Origin of the sequence: Burkholderia sp. MSMB1826 (assembly GCF_001526325.1) — a bacterium.
Lineage (GTDB): Bacteria > Pseudomonadota > Gammaproteobacteria > Burkholderiales > Burkholderiaceae > Burkholderia.
The window spans coordinates 24,342-40,649 of sequence record NZ_LOYN01000057.1 but is presented as its reverse complement, the minus strand read 5'-3'; the positions used below and the strand labels follow the sequence as shown (position 1 = coordinate 40,649).

The following is a 16,308-nucleotide window of genomic DNA, read 5'->3' as shown; positions in this document are numbered from 1 at the left end:
TTTACTCCTCGTCCATCAACCGGACCTTGACCCGCTTGCCCTTGATCTTCCCGGCATTGAGCTTGCGCAGCGCGTCGCGTGCGACGCCGCGCTCGATCGCGACATAGGTCGAGAACTCGGTCACGTTGATCTTGCCGATCTGCTTGCCGTCGAACCCGGCGTCGCCGGTCAGTGCGCCGAGCACGTCGCCTGGACGAATCTTGTCCTTGCGTCCGCCGAGAATCTGCAGCGTTTCCATCGGCGGCAGCAGCACGCTGTCGTCCCCCGGCGTCAATTCGGCGAGCGGATGCCATTCGACATCGCGCTTCTGCGCCTGTTCGATCGCGCCGACGCGGCCCATCTCGTCCATGCTCGCGAGGCTCAGCGCCCAGCCGTCCTGATCCGCGCGGCCCGTGCGACCGATGCGGTGCACGTGCACTTCGGGGTCGGGCGTCACGTCGACGTTGATCACCGCCTCGAGCTGCGCGATGTCGAGCCCGCGCGCGGCGACGTCGGTCGCGACCAGCACCGAGCAGCTGCGGTTCGCGAACTGGATCAGCACCTGGTCGCGCTCGCGCTGATCGAGCTCGCCGTGCAGCGCGAGCGCGTGAAAGCCTTGCGCGTGCAGCACGGCGAGCAGATCGCGGCACTGCTGCTTGGTGTTGCAGAACGCGATCGTGCTCACCGGCCGATAGTGGTTCAGCAACTGGCCGACCGCATGCAGCCGCTCGTCCTCGGTCACTTCATAGAAGCGCTGGCGGATCTTGCTGTCGTCGTGGCGTTCCGCGAGCTTGATTTCCTTCGGATTGCGCAGGAACTGTTGGCTCAGCTTCGCGATGCCGTCCGGATAGGTCGCGGAGAACAGCAGCGTCTGGCGCGTCGTCGGGCACATCCGCGCGACCTTCGCGATGTCGTCGAAGAAGCCCATGTCGAGCATCCGGTCGGCTTCGTCGAGCACCAGCGTAGTCAGCGCGTCGAGCTTCAGGTTGCCGCGATCGAGGTGATCCATGATGCGGCCCGGCGTGCCGACGACGATATGCGCACCGTGCTCGAGGCTCTGCGCCTGCGGACGCATCGGCGTGCCGCCGCACAGCGTCAGCACCTTCACGTTTTCCTCGGCGCGCGCGAGGCGGCGCACTTCCTGCGCGACCTGGTCGGCGAGCTCGCGCGTCGGGCACAGGATCATCGCCTGCACGTCGAAACGGCGCGCATCGAGGCGCGCGAGCAGCGCGAGCGAGAACGCGGCGGTCTTGCCGCTGCCCGTCTTCGCCTGCGCGATCAGGTCCTGGCCGGCCAGCGCGACCGGCAGGCTGGCGGCCTGGATCGGCGTCATGTCGACATAGCCGAGCTGCGCGAGGTTCGCGAGCGTGGCGGGCGTCAGCGGCAGCGCGCTGAACGGCGTGGCGGTCGGTTGGGTCAAGACAGGTCTCCGAGGTAGGGGCGGCCTTCCATCTGCTCGTAGACGACGTTGCCTTCGTCGTCCTCGAAGCGTTCGAGATAGTTGCGGGCGCCGCACAGCGGGCAGCGGAACAGCAGCCCCTGGCCCTCGTCCTTGATGACGACGTCGGACTGCTCCCACTGCGTGCCGCAGCTCTGGTTTCGGCAGGTAAACACGGTCTTTCTCCAGCTGAATTCGGTTGTGCGCCCTTTGTGGGCGGGCGCGGGCGTCGCACGGCCGCGGCGCTCGCGTGCACCCGCGGGCGCGGGGCGGTGCGGACGGAGGCGTAAGGGTGCGACGCTGCGGATGATGGATCGGGAGGGCGATTCGGGATCGCGCGTGCCGCAATTCTAGCGGATACCGCGCGCGACGCCGGGCCGGATGCGGCGGAACCGGCGCAATCGGTCGATTTCGCCCGGGCGTCGCGGGCGTGCGGCCGGTGGCCAGCATCGCGCGCGCCGGGCGCCGACGCAAAAACGGCCATCCTCCCGGATGGCCGTGGATCGCGGCCTGCCTCCCCGTGCTCCGGGGCGAGACGATGTCCGCCTTTCACGCGAAACAGGCCGGAACGGGCGACGGTCGCCCGTCGGGTTCGCGTGGCGTGTCGCGGTTCGGCGCGTTACAGCGCCATGTCGGCCGACGCCTTCGCCGGGCGGGCCGGTGCGGCACCGGCGCCGGACGGAGCCGGCGCGCCCAGGTCGATCTTCGGCGGCGGCGCGAGTTGCAGCACGTCGCTCGTGTAGGTCCATTCCTCGACGACCTTCGCCGGGCTGTCGTTCAGCTTGGTGCCGTAGCTCGGCACGATCTGGCGGATCTTCTGCTGCCACTCGGGCGTCGCGACCTTGTCCTTGAACACCTTCTGCATCAGATTCAGCATGATCGGCGCGGCGGTCGATGCGCCCGGCGACGCGCCGAGCAGGCCCGCGATGCTGCCGTCCTTCGAGCTGACGATCTCGGTGCCGAGCTTCAGCACGCCGCCCTTGACCGGGTCGCGCTTGATGATCTGCACGCGCTGGCCGGCCTGCCACAGGCGCCAGTCTTCCTTCTTCGCGTTCGGGAAGTATTCCTTCAGCGCGTTGAAGCGGTCGTCGTCGGACAGCATCAACTGGCCGGCGAGGTACTGCACCAGCGGGAATTCGTCGACGCCCACGCGCATCATCGGCGCGACGTTGTGCAGATTGGTGCTCTTCGCGAGGTCGAAGTACGAGCCGTTCTTCAGGAACTTGGTCGAGAACGTCGCGAACGGCCCGAACAGGATGATCTTCTTGCCGTCGATGATCCGCGTGTCGAGGTGCGGCACCGACATCGGCGGCGAGCCAACCGACGCCTTGCCGTATGCCTTCGCGAGATGCTGCTTCACGACCTCGGGGTTGTCGGTCACGAGGAATGAGCCGCCGACCGGGAACGCGCCGTAGTCCTTCGCTTCGGGGATGCCCGACGCCTGCAGCAGGTGCAGCGCACCGCCGCCCGCGCCGATGAACACGAATTTCGCGTCGACCGCTTGCGGCGGTTCGTCCGAGTGCAGCTTGACCCACGACACGTGCCACGTGCCGTCGGCGTTGCGCGAGATCTCGCGTACTTCGCTCGACAGCGACAGCGTGAAGTTCGGCTGCGTCTTCAGGTAGCCGACGAACTGGCGCGTGATCTCGCCGAAGTTCACGTCGGTGCCGATCGGCGTCCACGTCGCGGCCACCTTCTGGTTGCGATCGCGGCCTTCCATCATCAGCGGCACCCACTGCTTGATCTGGTCGTAGTCTTCCGAATACTGCATCCCGCGGAACAGCGGGCTGGCCTGCAGCGCTTCGTAGCGCTTCTTCAGGAAGCGGACGTTGTCGTCGCCCCAGACGAAGCTCATGTGCGGCGTCGAGTTGATGAACGAATGCGGGTTCTTCAGCACGCCCTGTTTCACCTGCCACGCCCAGAACTGGCGCGAGATCTGGAACGACTCGTTGATCTCGATCGCCTTCGAGATGTCGATCTTGCCGTCCGCCTTCTCCGGCGTGTAGTTCAGCTCCGCGAGCGCCGAGTGGCCGGTGCCGGCGTTGTTCCAGCCGTTCGAGCTTTCCAGCGCGACGCCATCGAGGCGCTCGACCATCGTCATCGACCAGTCGGGCTGGAGTTCGTGCAGCCAGACGCCGAGCGTCGAGCTCATGATGCCGCCGCCCACCAGCAGGACGTCGACCTTCTTCGTGTCGGCGGCGTGCGCGGACGATGTCGCGACGCACAGCGCGAGCGCCGACAGTATTACCCGTAACGTTTTGATCACAGCAGATCCCTTTTTCAACTTGGATGCATCGGTTTGCCATGCCGCCCGGCGCACGGTTCCCGCGATTTCGTTACGCCGAAACACGGGTCCGGAGATCCGGACCGCGAATCCGGAACTCCGGATCGACGCTGCGCGCCGTTGCATTTGCGCACGCGAAGCCATTCGGAAGGACACCTTCGGATCGGATTCCCGCGAGCCGGCGAGCGCCTGCGTCGCGACGGTGCGCCACGCGTCCGGGCCGTGGTGGCAAGCCTGGGCGGACGGCGCTTCGGGCCGCGTCGAAAGCGGCCGCGTGCGGCGCGTTTTGCCAGGGCGGGACGGCAAGGGGCGCGTAATATAACCGAACTCGGACAACGTGTCGCAGACGCTGAATATCCCTGTTTTTGTGGGGTTTTTCGTGCGTCCGGGTTTCCGGAATGGCGGTGCGGGAAAGCGAGATTCCGGGGGAAGCGCAGGGGCGTCGGGCGGCCGACGTCAATGCTTCGCCGGCGAGGTTGACCGGCTGCGCCGTGCGATGGCTGAAGGAAAGCGCAAGCGGCGGACTCGAGCCGTATCGTGACCGGCGCGCGCGGCTACGATGGAGAGTGGGTCGAGTCCATCTTTGCGCAAATTACTGGCTGTGGCGAGTGCCGGTTCCACGGGTGGGGGCCGGTTGACGTGCCGTCGCCTCCCCTTCCGCCCGCGTCGCTTCGAACGAAACGAGTCGGAACGGCTGAACGAAACCCGACGTTCGTCGCAGCCTCGCTTTTTCTTCGACTGACGTTCAAGAAATCAATTCGAAGTGTTTTCTGCCGTTCGGCACTGCATCGACGACAAGTCGCCGATCGAAGCTCGCGAGCTTGCCGCCGTGCGCGCGAGCGAGCGCGAGCAGATACGTGTCGGTCAGCTGCGCAGAGGACAACAAGCGAGTCGCATCGACGTGTTCTGCGTCAAGCAAGCTCACATCGTCCGGCCAGAAAGTATGGCCTGCGTGGCCCCGCAGTTGCGCGACGAGCGGCGCAACGGATACCGGCGAACCCATCGTATTCGGGTACGCCGTTCTCGGTCAGGGGGCATGTGGCCCAGCTAGCGTATCCGACGCGACCGAACCATGCGTGCGCGGATTCGTGCTGAACGTGCGAAGGGTCCAGCAATGCAATAAGAACTTTGACGTCGGGAAGGTAGATGATTCAAAGCGAATCGTCACTAAGTTGATTAACAGTCTCGAGCGTGACCGGGTGGGGCGACGACGAGACCGGCATCAGAGGTAACCCGTTGCGGCTCGTCTGGCTGGCCGGCGTTCGCTGCAATTCGGCGCGAGCGAGTTCGGAAATGACCTTGCCGATACTCATACCCGGCCTTGCACGTTCCCTGGCGAATGCGAGGACGTCGTCATCGATATCGATCGTGGTACGCATGAGGTGGTTCTCCCATTCGGCATCAAACGCCACCCATTTTTACTACGACCGCTTCAAACATCAAGCATCAGTCATCAAGAGGCTCCGAAGTATGGCAGCGCCTTTGATTTATCGGAAATTCGACCCGGGTATTCAATCAAATATTTGATTTTATGGAAATTATTGTGCGCTCCATACCGCGGGTGATCGATCCGGTTCTGCATGCTGGCGCTCCGTCGAGGTGCGAAATGACCGGCGCAGGAACCTTCGCTACCTGTAACGGGTGCATATGCCGACCTGATGCACAGGATCCGCACCTTTGAGAGGGGCAGTCAGCCGCAGGGGCGCCTGCAATCGCGCTCAGGCTACCGCATCCGCGTAACGACGCCAGAAGCAGCGACATCGGGACGGATACGTCCGTCCTCACGCCGCAAGGCGACCTGAAGCACGGCGCGATCTCGGTGTTCGCGTACAAGAGCGGCAGGACGGCGCTGCTCGACAGCGTCAGGATGCAATGCGGGGCGGCCGGTATCGCGCGCCAGCCGCAGGCGAAGACCTCAGGCCGCGATATCGGCGAACACGTCGCGGTCGATCACACCGGGCACGAGGCGCGGCTGCCGCAACCACTCGAACGCGAGCTCGACGATCATCGGCGTCGGCCGGCTGCAATGTAGCGACCTGAGCGATTCACGGTCGATCCACGCGCAGTGTGCGATCTCCTGCGCGGGACGCGCGATCGCAGCCGGATCGATCTCGGCGAGAAACACGTGATGCAGCTTGTGCGTGCCCGCGATCCGGAACAGATAACGGGCGCGGCCGCATGTGAGCCCGGTTTCCTCCAGCAGCTCGCGCCGCGCGGCGTCGCGCAGCGATTCGCCGTCGTGCGGCTTGCCGCCGGGCAGCGCCCAGCGGGCATTCAACCGGGCGACCAGAAGGATCCGGTCGCCGCGTCGACAAAGGACGGTGGCGCGTTCTTTCATTTCGGTTTCCTGATTGCATGCCCGCGTCGAACGGCGGACAAAAAGACGCCGCCCGCGAAGGGCGGCAAGGTAAGGACAGGTTCGCTACTGCGTGCAGGACGAGATGACCGTTTCGTCCAGCACGGCCATTGTCGCGAGACGATGTCGCGCAGTGAATCGGACGGGTCCGATTCGAAGGCGGATCGGGCGGAAACTCGACCCGGGGCGGTTGCGTACCGCGACGCGGCAATCGGCGCCGTGGTCGTGATGGCGGTGGGGCGCTCCGGGCGCGCCCGCCGCCGCGGCGATTACACGCGTCGGACGCGCGTGCTGTCCGTGCGACGCTCCGCGTCGTGCACGATGTGCAGTTCCCGCGTGCGGATCGGCAGCGCGCACTCCGCATCGGCGAGCGTCTTGCGCACCTGGCGCGCGAGGCGCCAGCGCATCGCCCAGAACTTGTCGGTATGCGTCCACACGCGCATGTTCGCGACGGCTGTGCTGTCGTCGAAGCGCATCACCATCACGTCCGGCGCCGGGTCCTGCAGCACGTCGGGATCGGCCACGGCCAGTGCGTGCAGCGCCTCGAGCGCGCGATCGATATCGTCGTGCACGGACACTTCCACTTCGAGATCGAGGCGGCGCGTCGGGTTGCGCGTGTAGTTGCGGATCGCGCTGCCCCACAGTGCGCTGTTCGGCACGTATTCGCAGATGCCGTCCGGCTTCGTGAGGCGCGTCATGAAGAGCCCGACCTCTTCGACGGTGCCCGCGACGCCCGTGCCGCCGTCGATGTAGTCGCCGACCTTGAACGGCCGCAGCAGCAGAAGCATGATGCCGGCCGCGATGTTCTGCATCGTGCCCTGCAGCGCGAGCCCGATGGCCAGGCCGGCCGCGCCGAGCACCGCGACGATGCTCGCGGTTTCGATGCCGAGCTGCGACAGCGCGCCGACGATCGCGACGATGCGGACGCCCCATACGGCGACGTCGCAGAGGATCGGCCGCAGCGTGTCGTCGACGCGTTCCTTGTTCGAGAGCAGCCGGTTCAGCCAGTTGCCGATGCGTTTCGACAGCCACCAGCCGGCGACGAGCAGCGCCACTGCGGCGCAGAGTTTGATGGAGAGCGTGGACAACGCGTTCCACAGGAACGTCCAGCGTTCCGGATGAAGTTGATCGAGAAACATGACGGGAATCCGGTTGAATGAAACGATGCGCGGCGCGCATGAGCGTGCGCAGGCAGCGTTCGACCATGCACGGCGCGCGATGGTTCGCACGCGTGAGTGGAGGCGGAGTCGTTGTTGTGCCGGATGAACGGTACATCCGGATTTCGTTCCAGTACTAAACGTTGTTCCAGGAAAATAGGATTGGTCCTATTTGCCCGTTTCAAGCCGCCCGATACACTCGATTTCATATTGCCGGATCGCGACGCCTGTTCCTCCGCGATACCCGGTTTTCCCGAATTTCCATTGATAGCGAGTGACGACGTCATGCGGTTCGACCTGCGTTCCCGTCTCGCACGCGAACAAGGTCGATCCGCCCGATGCGGCGTCGCGCGTTTCCCGATGTACCGCGCGCTGTTGCGCGGCGTCATCGCGGCAGCCTGCGTGGCCGGCGCCCAGAGCGCGCCAGCTCAGAGCGCTCACGATGTCGCCCCCTTCGCATTCGCGATGGCGGAAGCCACCGACCTTGGCGACGTGCCTTTCTTCAATTCCGCGCGCACGACGTGGGGTGGCCTGCGTGTATCGGCAGCGCCGCTCGACGTCGCGTACGCGCCGCATGCATCGAACTTCTCGTCGAGCGGCGATAGCGACGACCCTGTCGCGCGCTTCGGCGCATGCGTGGCGTACCGCGTGCTGTGCGACACGGCGCGCGGTGCGGTCGAACGCGCGTACGCGACCCGGTTCGATTACGGGCTTGCGTCGCCGCTGTCCGTGCTGGGGTCGTCGGCGGTATTCGAGCGGCGTCCCGTCGATTTGACTTCCGCCGAACCGTTCGTGCTCGCGCAGCCCGATCGCGGCGCGCGAGCCGGTGCGATCGATGGCACGCTGCAGGCGTCGCTGGCGCTCGCCGAGCTGCCCGACGGCGTTGCCGCGCAGGTCCTGCGCGCGTTGACCGGCCGTATCGATGCGAAGCAACGCGGCGCGGTCGGCGACACCTTCCGCGTGGCATACGAACCCGACGACAGTGCGGCGGCGCCGGGCCGCGTGCGCGCGACGGCGTTCGACGTCCGTTTCCGCGGCCAGCGGGTTTCAGGTGTGTGGTTCGCAACAGGGGCACACGCGTCGGGCGCCTATTACGACTTCGACGGCATGCCGCTCGCCGGCGCACACTTCGCGATGCCGGTCGCGGCGTCGCGGATCAGCTCGCAGTTCGGCACGCGCGTGCATCCGGTGAGCGGTGCGCGTCACGTGCATTCGGGTGTCGATCTCGCGGCGTCGGCAGGTCGTGCCGTCCATGCGTCGGCGCACGGCGTCGTGACGTTCATCGGCACCGAGCCGCGCGGCTACGGCAAGTACGTGGTGATTCGTCATGACGACGGTTACGCGTCGTACTACGCGCACCTGTCGGCGTTCGAGCCGACGCTGCGAGTGGGCGCGCGCGTCGTGCGCGGCGAGCGCGTCGGCGCGGTCGGCAGCACGGGTACGGCGACCGGCCCGCATCTGCATTTCGAGGTGCGGCGGCACGACCGTCTCGTCGATCCGATCGAACTGGTACAGGCGGCCCGCGCGGCGAAGCTGAAGGGAGAACGGCGCGTGGCGTTCAACCGTGCGACGCATGCCGCGCGGACGCAACTGGCGTCGGCCGCGTGGTCACAGCCGGTCGCGATGTCGGCGACGGTCACGCCGAGCGCAGGCTGAGTGTCGGTGGGTGCCCGTCCGTCTCGGCCAGTGTCGGGCCGCCGGCGTGCATGATTGCGCATTCGCGCGCCGGTTCGCCGGTGCGTCCGAATTCGCACGGCAAGACATCATGCGAAGCAACATCGCTGAATGGCGTATGACCCGTGCGCAGTGAATCGTTCGACGAACGATGTCAAATTTTCCGATCGTTTCGGATTGCAACACGATGGACTTTCAATGCGGCAACGAAACCCGGCAAATTTCACCGGTTTCCGTTTAGCCAGCCTGCGAAGTTTGCAGATATCCCGCTTTTCTGCGACGCAGCAAATTTTCCTTCATTGTTTCCCAGTACGAAATTAATCCACCTCTGATTGTCGATATATCTCATTTGGTTCTTGTGATTATTTCGAGACAGGTGCTATAACGCGTTTCACGTACCGATTGATAGCAATAACATCATCAATAAAGGCCGGCGGAACGATGAAAAGAAAAACGAGGCACCTGGGTTTGGGTGGGATGGCGATCCTGACCGGCGCGATGCCGGTGGGCGTCCATGCGGCGTGTTCGGCCACGGCGCCAGGCAGCGGCGCGACGGTCACGTGTTCCGGCGCTGGCATCCCTTCGGTCGTGGCCACGGCCGGCAGTACCAACGTGACGATCAATCTCGATGCGACCGCGACGGGCAGCTATGTGCTGAGCGCCACGCCGACGCCGTTCTCCGTCGACACGTCGAGCGCGATCGCCAACAACGGCAGCGTGTCGATGTCCGGCAACGGCACGGGCGTCGCGAACCGCGGCGCGGCGCTGCTCGGCGTGAACAACGGCAACACGCTCACGAACGGCGCGAGCGGCACGATCTCGACGACGGGCGCGTACAACGACGGGATGGCCGCGAACGGCAACAACAACACGCTCGTCAACAACGGCGCGATCACGACCACCGGCAACAACGCGTACGGGATGACGGCCGCGTGGGGGCAGAGCAACCCGGGCGCGTCGGGCAACCAGATCGTCAACACGGGCACCGTGACGACATCCGGCAGCAACGCACGCGCGGCATCGCTGCTCGGCGGCAACGGTACGATCACCAACAGCGGCACGCTGACGTCGAACGGCAAGGACGCGCCGGCCGTCTACATGCAGGGCAACAACGACACGCTGGTCAACAGCGGCACGATCCAGACTACCGGCACCGCGACGAGCGGCGGCAGCGTCGACGCGGTCGTGTCGAACACGCTCGGCAGCTCGTTTACCGCGACGATCACGAACCAGGCCGGCGGCAGAATCGTCAGCAACAACGGCATCGGCGTGCGCTCGACCAACGGGGCGACGACGATCACCAACGCGGGGCTGATCCAGGGCGGCGGCGGCACCGCGATCCAGGGCGGCAACGGCAACGTGACGCTGATCCTGCAGACCGGCTCGCAGATCGTCGGCACGGCGAACGGGGGAGCCGGTACCAACACGGTGACGCTGCAGGGCACGGGCACCGCGTCGAACGCATTCACGAATTTCCAGAGCCTGACGATGGCCGGCGCCGACTGGACGTGGGCCGGCACCGGCACGTTCTCGACCGCGCTCGTGCAGAGCGGCACGCTGAACCTCACGGGTACGCTCGGCACGACGACGGCGTCGGTCGTCGCGACCGTCAACGCAGGCGCGACGCTGCAGGCGAATGCATCGAACCTGCCGCTGTCCGTGACCGATAACGGGCTCGTGCGGTTCCAGCAGGATAGCGCCGGCACGTATGCCGGCACGATCGGCGGAAGTGGCGCCGTGGAGAAAACCGGTGCGGGCACGCTCGCGCTCGCGCCGTCGGGAGCGGGCGGAAACACTTATTCGGGCGGAACGACGATCACCCAAGGCACGCTGTCGGTCGCAGCCGACAATGCGCTCGGCGCTTCGTCAGGAACACTGACTTTCAACGGCGGCACGCTGCAACTCGGCAGCGCGTTCGATCTCGCGGTGAGCCGTGCGGTATCGATCACGTCGAACAATGGCACGATCGATACGCAGGGCTTCAACTCGACGATCGCGCAGAACGTCACGGGCGCCGGTTCGCTGACGAAGCTCGGTAGCGGCACGCTGACGCTGAATGGATCGAACAGCTACGCAGGCGGCACGAACGTGAATGCGGGCACCGTGGTCGTCGGCGACGGCACGAGCGCATCGGCGGCGCTGGACGGCGGCGGGCCGGTGACGATCGCCGCGGGCGCGACGCTCGGCGGCTACGGCAGCGTGACGGGCGACGTGACGAACAGCGGCACGCTCTCGGTCGGGAATGCGCTCGCGAGCCTCGCCAGCGGCGCGACCGGCAATTTCCGGATCAACGGCAGCCTGACCAACGCGGGCCTCGCGCAGCTCGGCGGCAGCGGCGTGGGCAATACGCTGACGGTCGCCGGCAACTACATCGGGCAGAACGCGACGCTCGCCCTGAACACGACGCTCGCCGGCGACGGCGCACCGTCGGACAAGCTGATCGTCAGCGGCGGCGTGGCGAGCGGTGCGAGCACGCTGAAGGTGACGAACGTCGGCGGCGCGGGCGCGCAGACGACGGGCGACGGCATCCAGGTCGTGCAGGCGACGAACGGCGCGACCACGAGCGCGAGCGCCTTCTCGCTGTCGGGAGGATCGGTCAGCGCAGGCGCCTATACATATTTTCTCGCGAAGGGCGGCGCATCGAACGGCACCGGTGAAAGCTGGTATCTGCGCAATACGGTGCCGCCAAAGCCGGTGCCACCGGTCGTTCAGCCAGGCCAGCCGACGCCGCCGACCGAACCGCCGATCACGCCGGCCGAAGGCACGCCCGAATCGATCGTCGAAGCCGTGGATCACGCAGGCACCGGAGGCACGTCCGAACCCGTGTACCGTCCCGAGGTACCGCTGTACGCGGAAGCGCCGGCTGTCGCGCGGCAGCTCGGGTTGCTGCAGATCGATACCTTCCACGATCGCCAGGGCGAACAGGGGCTGCTGGCCGAGAACGGTTCGGTGCCTGCGGCGTGGGCGCGCGTGTGGGGCGGTCATGGCGACATCAAGCAGAAGGGTGACGTGACGCCGTCGTTCGATGGCACGGTATGGGGGATGCAGGTCGGGCAGGATCTGTATGCCGACACCACCGCCAGGGGCCACCGCAATCACTACGGTTTCTTCCTCGGTTTCTCGCGTGCCGTGGGCGACGTGAACGGCTTCGCGCTCGCGCAGCAGGACATGGGCGTGGGTTCGCTGCAGGTCAACGCATACAACCTCGGCGGCTACTGGACGCACATCGGCCCGGGCGGCTGGTACACGGATGCGGTCGTGATGGGCAGCGCACTCACGGTGCGCACGCATTCGAACGACCACGTGAACGGTTCGACGGACGGCAATGCGTTCACGGGTTCCGTGGAAGCCGGCTTGCCGGTGGCGCTGGGCGGCGGGCTGACGCTGGAGCCGCAGGCGCAGCTGGTGTGGCAATGGCTGTCGTTGGGCAAGTTCAACGACGGCGTGTCGGACGTCACCTGGAACAACGGCAACACGTTCCTCGGCCGGATCGGCGCGCGGCTGCAATATGCGTTCGAGGCGAACGGCGTGAGCTGGAAGCCGTATCTGCGGCTGAACGTGCTGCGTTCGTTCGGCGCGGACGACAAGACGACCTTCGGCGGCGCGACGACGATCGGCACGCAGGTGGGGCAGACGGCCGGGCAGATCGGCGCGGGGCTCGTCGCTCAACTGACGAAGCGCGGCAGCGTGTATGCGACGGTCAGCTATCTGACGAACCTCGGCGGCGAGCACCAGCGCACGATTACCGGGAACGCGGGCGTGCGCTGGGCGTGGTGAAGCCCGGCGCGTCGATCGTCGCGGCGGACGACCGCGGGCAGCGGTCCGGCTGCGGCGCGAGCGCTCGATGCTCGCATCTGGCAGCGTATCGTTTGGAGCACAACGGCGTTTGAACCCTGTGGCCGCGCCCACCGGCCACCATCGAACGCCCGCGCCGCAGCCGGACCGTGCGCGGTATCCGGATGGCCGGCGGTCGGAGGCTGCCGCAGCAAACCTCGATCGCCGGTCGCTCGTCGAACCGGAATCGCACGTCGACAGCGTAGCCTGGAGCACGGCGCAGGCCAATCAGCCCGGTCCGAATCCACGTCGGTCGCGGCGAACCATCAGGTCTGTCGGCCAAATCGAAGACCCATCGTTCTCCGTGTTTCCTCTCCTCGGCACCATCGGTCGCAGGTCGTTCCCCGCGCGCCTTCGACGATTGCATGACCTGAATCGTCTCGCCATCGGCGCCGCCTTCGTAGCGGAAATGTCAACAACTGTGCGCCCGTGCGCCGAATCATCCCAGTCCGATGGACCCGCCGAAAGTGCCTGCGTAGCATCAAGCGATTGCATCGGTCGCTGTATGTCGTACGCCGGGATTCCGCATCCATTCGGCTCTTTCGGCCCGATGCAACGGAGAACATCGATGCGCGCGGAATCCGCTCCGTGATCGGCCAGATGAGGAAGCAGGAAAATGAATTCAAAGCAGTCCTTGCAATTGAATACGAGGCGTGCACGCCAGTGCGTGCTGAAGCCGCTCGCCGTGTTGATTCCGCTGATTGCGGCCGGCCATGCGTATGCGGCTCAAGGCGGCACGATCGCGGCCGGCGCGGGCAGCATCGCGCACAACGGCCCGAATACGCAGATCGACCAGACGTCGTCGAATATGATCGTCAACTGGAAGAATTTCGACATCGGCAAGGGCGAGACCGTCAACATCGCGCAGCCGAACGCCAATGCCGCGATCCTGAACCGCGTGCAGTCGGGCGACCTGACGTCGATTCAAGGCGCGTTGAACGCGAATGGGCGCGTGTTCGTCGTGAACCCGAACGGCATCGTGGTCGGCAAGGGCGCGACGATCAATGCGAACAGCGTGGTGCTGTCCGCTGCCGACGTGTCGGACGGCGACTTCATGGCGAATCGCTCAATGACGTTGCACAACGACAACGGCGCGGCAGGCACCGTGCGAAACGACGGCTCGATCGAGACGCAGAGCGGCGCGCTGCTCGCGGGCGCGCGCGTGATCAACGGCCCGGACGGGATCGTGTCGGCCCGGAACGGCAACGTCGCGCTCGCGGCGGGTGACAAGGTGATGCTCCAGCTCGGTCCCGACGGCAACATGGAGTCCGTCTACGTCAGCGCCGGTGCGCGGAATGCGTTGGCGGCCAACGACGGAGTGGTATCGGCCGAAAATGGCTGGGCGCGACTCGAAGGCTATACGACCGATGCGCTGCGTGCCGAAGTCGTACGCAATACCGGCCACCTCGAAGCGACGTCGCTTTCGGGGTTGGGCGCAAAGGACGGCACGGGCGCAGTTAACATCTTCGCCACTGGAGACACACCGAGGACCGCGGATATTCGTCTCGGCGGCAATATCAGCGCGGGCGATGTCTTTGTCAGCGGTTCCGGTGTGACGCTCGACGGCGCGACACTGAATACCCGCGCTGGAGACGGTAGGCGCCGCGGAAGCGATACAGCCGTGCAGGCCAATCGGGTTACCGTATCGTCGAATGGCGCGACGTCCGATGGCACGCTGAATATCACCGGACGTGGAACGGATGCGACTTATCTTCAGCAGGGCGATCTGGTCGTGACCAATGGCGGCATGAGCGCTTCGGGGTTCGATCGGATCGCTCAGAGCGACGGGCTGTTGTACGCAAGAGGCCCTGTCGATCTTTCCGCGCGCGAGATCTCAATCGGCAATGTGACGACGCCCGACCTCCTGAAGGCGACCGCCGGTGGCAATTTGACCGTCGCAGGAACTGGCGCTGTCGGCGCCGACACTGTCGTACTGGAAGCAAACAACGACCTGAACGTCGCCGGAAACGGTACGATCAGCGCTGGGATCGCGACGTTGAATGCAAATAACGATCTGAATGTCGACGGAAAGGTCCACGCGATCCGTAGCGCAGGGCTGTTTGGTAAAAACGTGAATATTGCCGGTGAGGTGGCGACGCCGGATGCATCGCGGTTCGGAAATCTGATTATCGCGACGACCGACGGTGGCGGCGGTGTGCTTCGAATCGACGGCGTCGTTGACGGCAAGGGACAGGTCTTGCTCTTCGGGTCTCAAGGAGTCGAGCAGTCGCCGAACGGGGTTTTACGCAGTGGCGGATCTTTGCGGGTCACGGCTAACGAGAACGGTCACGTCGTGCTCAACGGCGCGGTTCACGCGCCGCGCGGTTATACCGTCGCAGTGCCGGAAGCGACGGATCGATATGCTTCGACTTTCTATGCTCCGGGCGACTACGCGCCCGGTCAGGCGCACGGCGCGACCGTCGCACCGGTCGATCCGGTCGTTCCGGTGCAGCCGGGCCGGGGCGGTTCGATCGTTGCCGGCGCGGGCACCATCGAACAGGACGGCAAGGTCACAGACGTCCAGCAGTCGACCGACCGCATGGTCGTGAACTGGAAGGATTTCGACATCGCGCGCGACGAGGCCATCAATTTCCGGCAACCGAATGCGAATGCAGCCGTGCTCAACCGCGTTGCATCCGGCAAGGTCACGTCGATCGACGGCGCGCTGAACGCGAACGGCCGCGTCTTCGTGCTGAATCCGGACGGCATCGTGGTCGGCAAGGACGCCACGATCAACGCGAACGGCGTGACGCTCGCGGCCGCCGACACGTCGGACGACGACTTCATGCAGAAGCGCGCGCTGCGCTTCAACATGGATCCGGCCAAGCGCGGGTTCGTCCGCAACGAAGGGACGATCGCGTCGCGCACCGGCGCGGCGCTGATCGGCCGCGAGGCGAGCAACCTCGCGTCCGGACGGATCACGAGCGGCAACGGCAACGTCGCGCTGGCCGCAGGCGGCGGCGCAACGATGTCGCTGAACGCGGACGGCAGCCTGAACCAGGTCGACGTGACGGATGCGACCGATCGCGCGCTGGTGGCGAACGACGGTCGGATCACGGCCGACAACGGCTATGCGAGCCTGCAGGCCTACGCATCCGGCGCGGCCGATGCGGAGGTGGCGCGCAACCGCGGCCAGATCGACGCGATCAACCGGTCGAACGCGAGCCGGTCGGCAACCGGCCTGAGCCGGGGCGACGTGCTGATCAGCGGCCGCAATGCCGACGATGGCGACCAGGGCGGTATCGTCAACATCCGCGGCCGGATCACCGGGCAGAACATCCGCCTGGCCAGCACCGGCGACCTGAATCTGTCGAACGGCGCCACGCTGGGCACGCGCAACGTCGGTCCCGACTATGGCGTGACGCTGGCCGGCCGGCGCGTGGCGATCGCATCGACCGGCGCGACGATCAACGGCGATGCGACAGTGCAGGGCGTGGGCGATAACGCCACGTACGTGCAGGACGGGCCGCTGAACACGTCCGGCCAGTTGTCGATGAGCAACATCAACACGTCGCGATAAACCGCGCCGCATGCCGCGCGGAATGCCTTCCGTGCGGCATAGGCGAACGCAAACGTGACGCTTGCG

At 65.9% G+C, this 16,308-nt stretch carries 11 protein-coding genes; 3 read left to right on the top strand and 8 right to left on the bottom strand.

What is annotated here, in order from left to right; translation table 11 throughout:
• Position 1: 1 nt before the first annotated feature.
• The 8 genes from dbpA to WS95_RS35955 all read right to left on the bottom strand — a co-directional run bounded on the left by dbpA (position 2) and on the right by WS95_RS35955 (position 7,655).
• Entirely contained in the window at positions 2–1,399 is a 1,398-nt protein-coding gene (dbpA, locus tag WS95_RS30370) for an ATP-dependent RNA helicase DbpA (RefSeq protein WP_059827739.1), read from the bottom strand.
• A complete protein-coding gene (locus WS95_RS30365; protein ID WP_006483193.1) occupies positions 1,396–1,593 on the bottom strand; it encodes a hypothetical protein in 198 nt (65 codons plus the stop codon). The genes dbpA and WS95_RS30365 overlap by 4 nt, the downstream gene beginning before the upstream one ends.
• 443 nt (positions 1,594–2,036) lie before the next feature.
• A complete protein-coding gene (gene mqo, locus WS95_RS30360; protein WP_034205692.1) occupies positions 2,037–3,683 on the bottom strand; it encodes a malate dehydrogenase (quinone) in 1,647 nt (548 codons plus the stop codon).
• A 763-nt stretch (positions 3,684–4,446) separates the two neighbouring features.
• A complete protein-coding gene (locus WS95_RS35960; protein ID WP_257139973.1) occupies positions 4,447–4,704 on the bottom strand; it encodes a hypothetical protein in 258 nt (85 codons plus the stop codon).
• Positions 4,705–4,852: 148 nt separating this feature from the next.
• Positions 4,853–5,080, bottom strand: a complete 228-nt coding sequence (locus WS95_RS30350; RefSeq protein ID WP_059827889.1) for a DUF2191 domain-containing protein — start codon at positions 5,078–5,080, stop codon at positions 4,853–4,855.
• A 536-nt stretch (positions 5,081–5,616) separates the two neighbouring features.
• Positions 5,617–6,039: an NUDIX hydrolase gene (locus WS95_RS30345; protein ID WP_059827737.1), complete on the bottom strand. Its 423-nt coding sequence runs from the start codon at positions 6,037–6,039 to the stop codon at positions 5,617–5,619.
• Positions 6,040–6,326: 287 nt separating this feature from the next.
• Positions 6,327–7,196 (bottom strand): mechanosensitive ion channel family protein, encoded by an 870-nt coding sequence (locus tag WS95_RS30340; RefSeq protein ID WP_059827735.1) that lies wholly within the window; start codon positions 7,194–7,196, stop codon positions 6,327–6,329.
• A 186-nt stretch (positions 7,197–7,382) separates the two neighbouring features.
• Positions 7,383–7,655, bottom strand: coding sequence for a hypothetical protein (locus WS95_RS35955; protein ID WP_257128007.1), 273 nt, complete (start codon positions 7,653–7,655; stop codon positions 7,383–7,385).
• A 24-nt stretch (positions 7,656–7,679) separates the two neighbouring features.
• On the opposite strand from WS95_RS35955, the gene WS95_RS30335 reads away from it, so the two are divergent.
• From WS95_RS30335 to WS95_RS30325, 3 genes are all read left to right on the top strand, one after another.
• Positions 7,680–8,870, top strand: coding sequence for a M23 family metallopeptidase (locus tag WS95_RS30335; RefSeq protein ID WP_257139972.1), 1,191 nt, complete (start codon positions 7,680–7,682; stop codon positions 8,868–8,870).
• Between the two features lie 495 nt (positions 8,871–9,365).
• Positions 9,366–12,665 (top strand): autotransporter outer membrane beta-barrel domain-containing protein, encoded by a 3,300-nt coding sequence (locus WS95_RS30330; protein WP_059827731.1) that lies wholly within the window; start codon positions 9,366–9,368, stop codon positions 12,663–12,665.
• Positions 12,666–13,389: 724 nt separating this feature from the next.
• Positions 13,390–16,242 (top strand): two-partner secretion domain-containing protein, encoded by a 2,853-nt coding sequence (locus WS95_RS30325; RefSeq protein ID WP_059827729.1) that lies wholly within the window; start codon positions 13,390–13,392, stop codon positions 16,240–16,242.
• The last annotated feature ends 66 nt before the right edge of the window (positions 16,243–16,308 follow it).

Excerpts from the sequence above, each read along its gene's own strand:
- WS95_RS30350 (WP_059827889.1), bottom strand. The coding sequence starts at position 5,080 with ATGCGTACCACGATCGATATCGATGACGACGTCCTCGCATTCGCCAGG.
- WS95_RS30330 (WP_059827731.1), top strand. The coding sequence starts at position 9,366 with ATGGCGATCCTGACCGGCGCGATGCCGGTGGGCGTCCATGCGGCGTGT.
- WS95_RS30340 (WP_059827735.1), bottom strand. The coding sequence starts at position 7,196 with ATGTTTCTCGATCAACTTCATCCGGAACGCTGGACGTTCCTGTGGAAC.
- WS95_RS35960 (WP_257139973.1), bottom strand. The coding sequence starts at position 4,704 with ATGGGTTCGCCGGTATCCGTTGCGCCGCTCGTCGCGCAACTGCGGGGC.
- WS95_RS30345 (WP_059827737.1), bottom strand. The coding sequence starts at position 6,039 with ATGAAAGAACGCGCCACCGTCCTTTGTCGACGCGGCGACCGGATCCTT.
- WS95_RS30335 (WP_257139972.1), top strand. The coding sequence starts at position 7,680 with ATGGCGGAAGCCACCGACCTTGGCGACGTGCCTTTCTTCAATTCCGCG.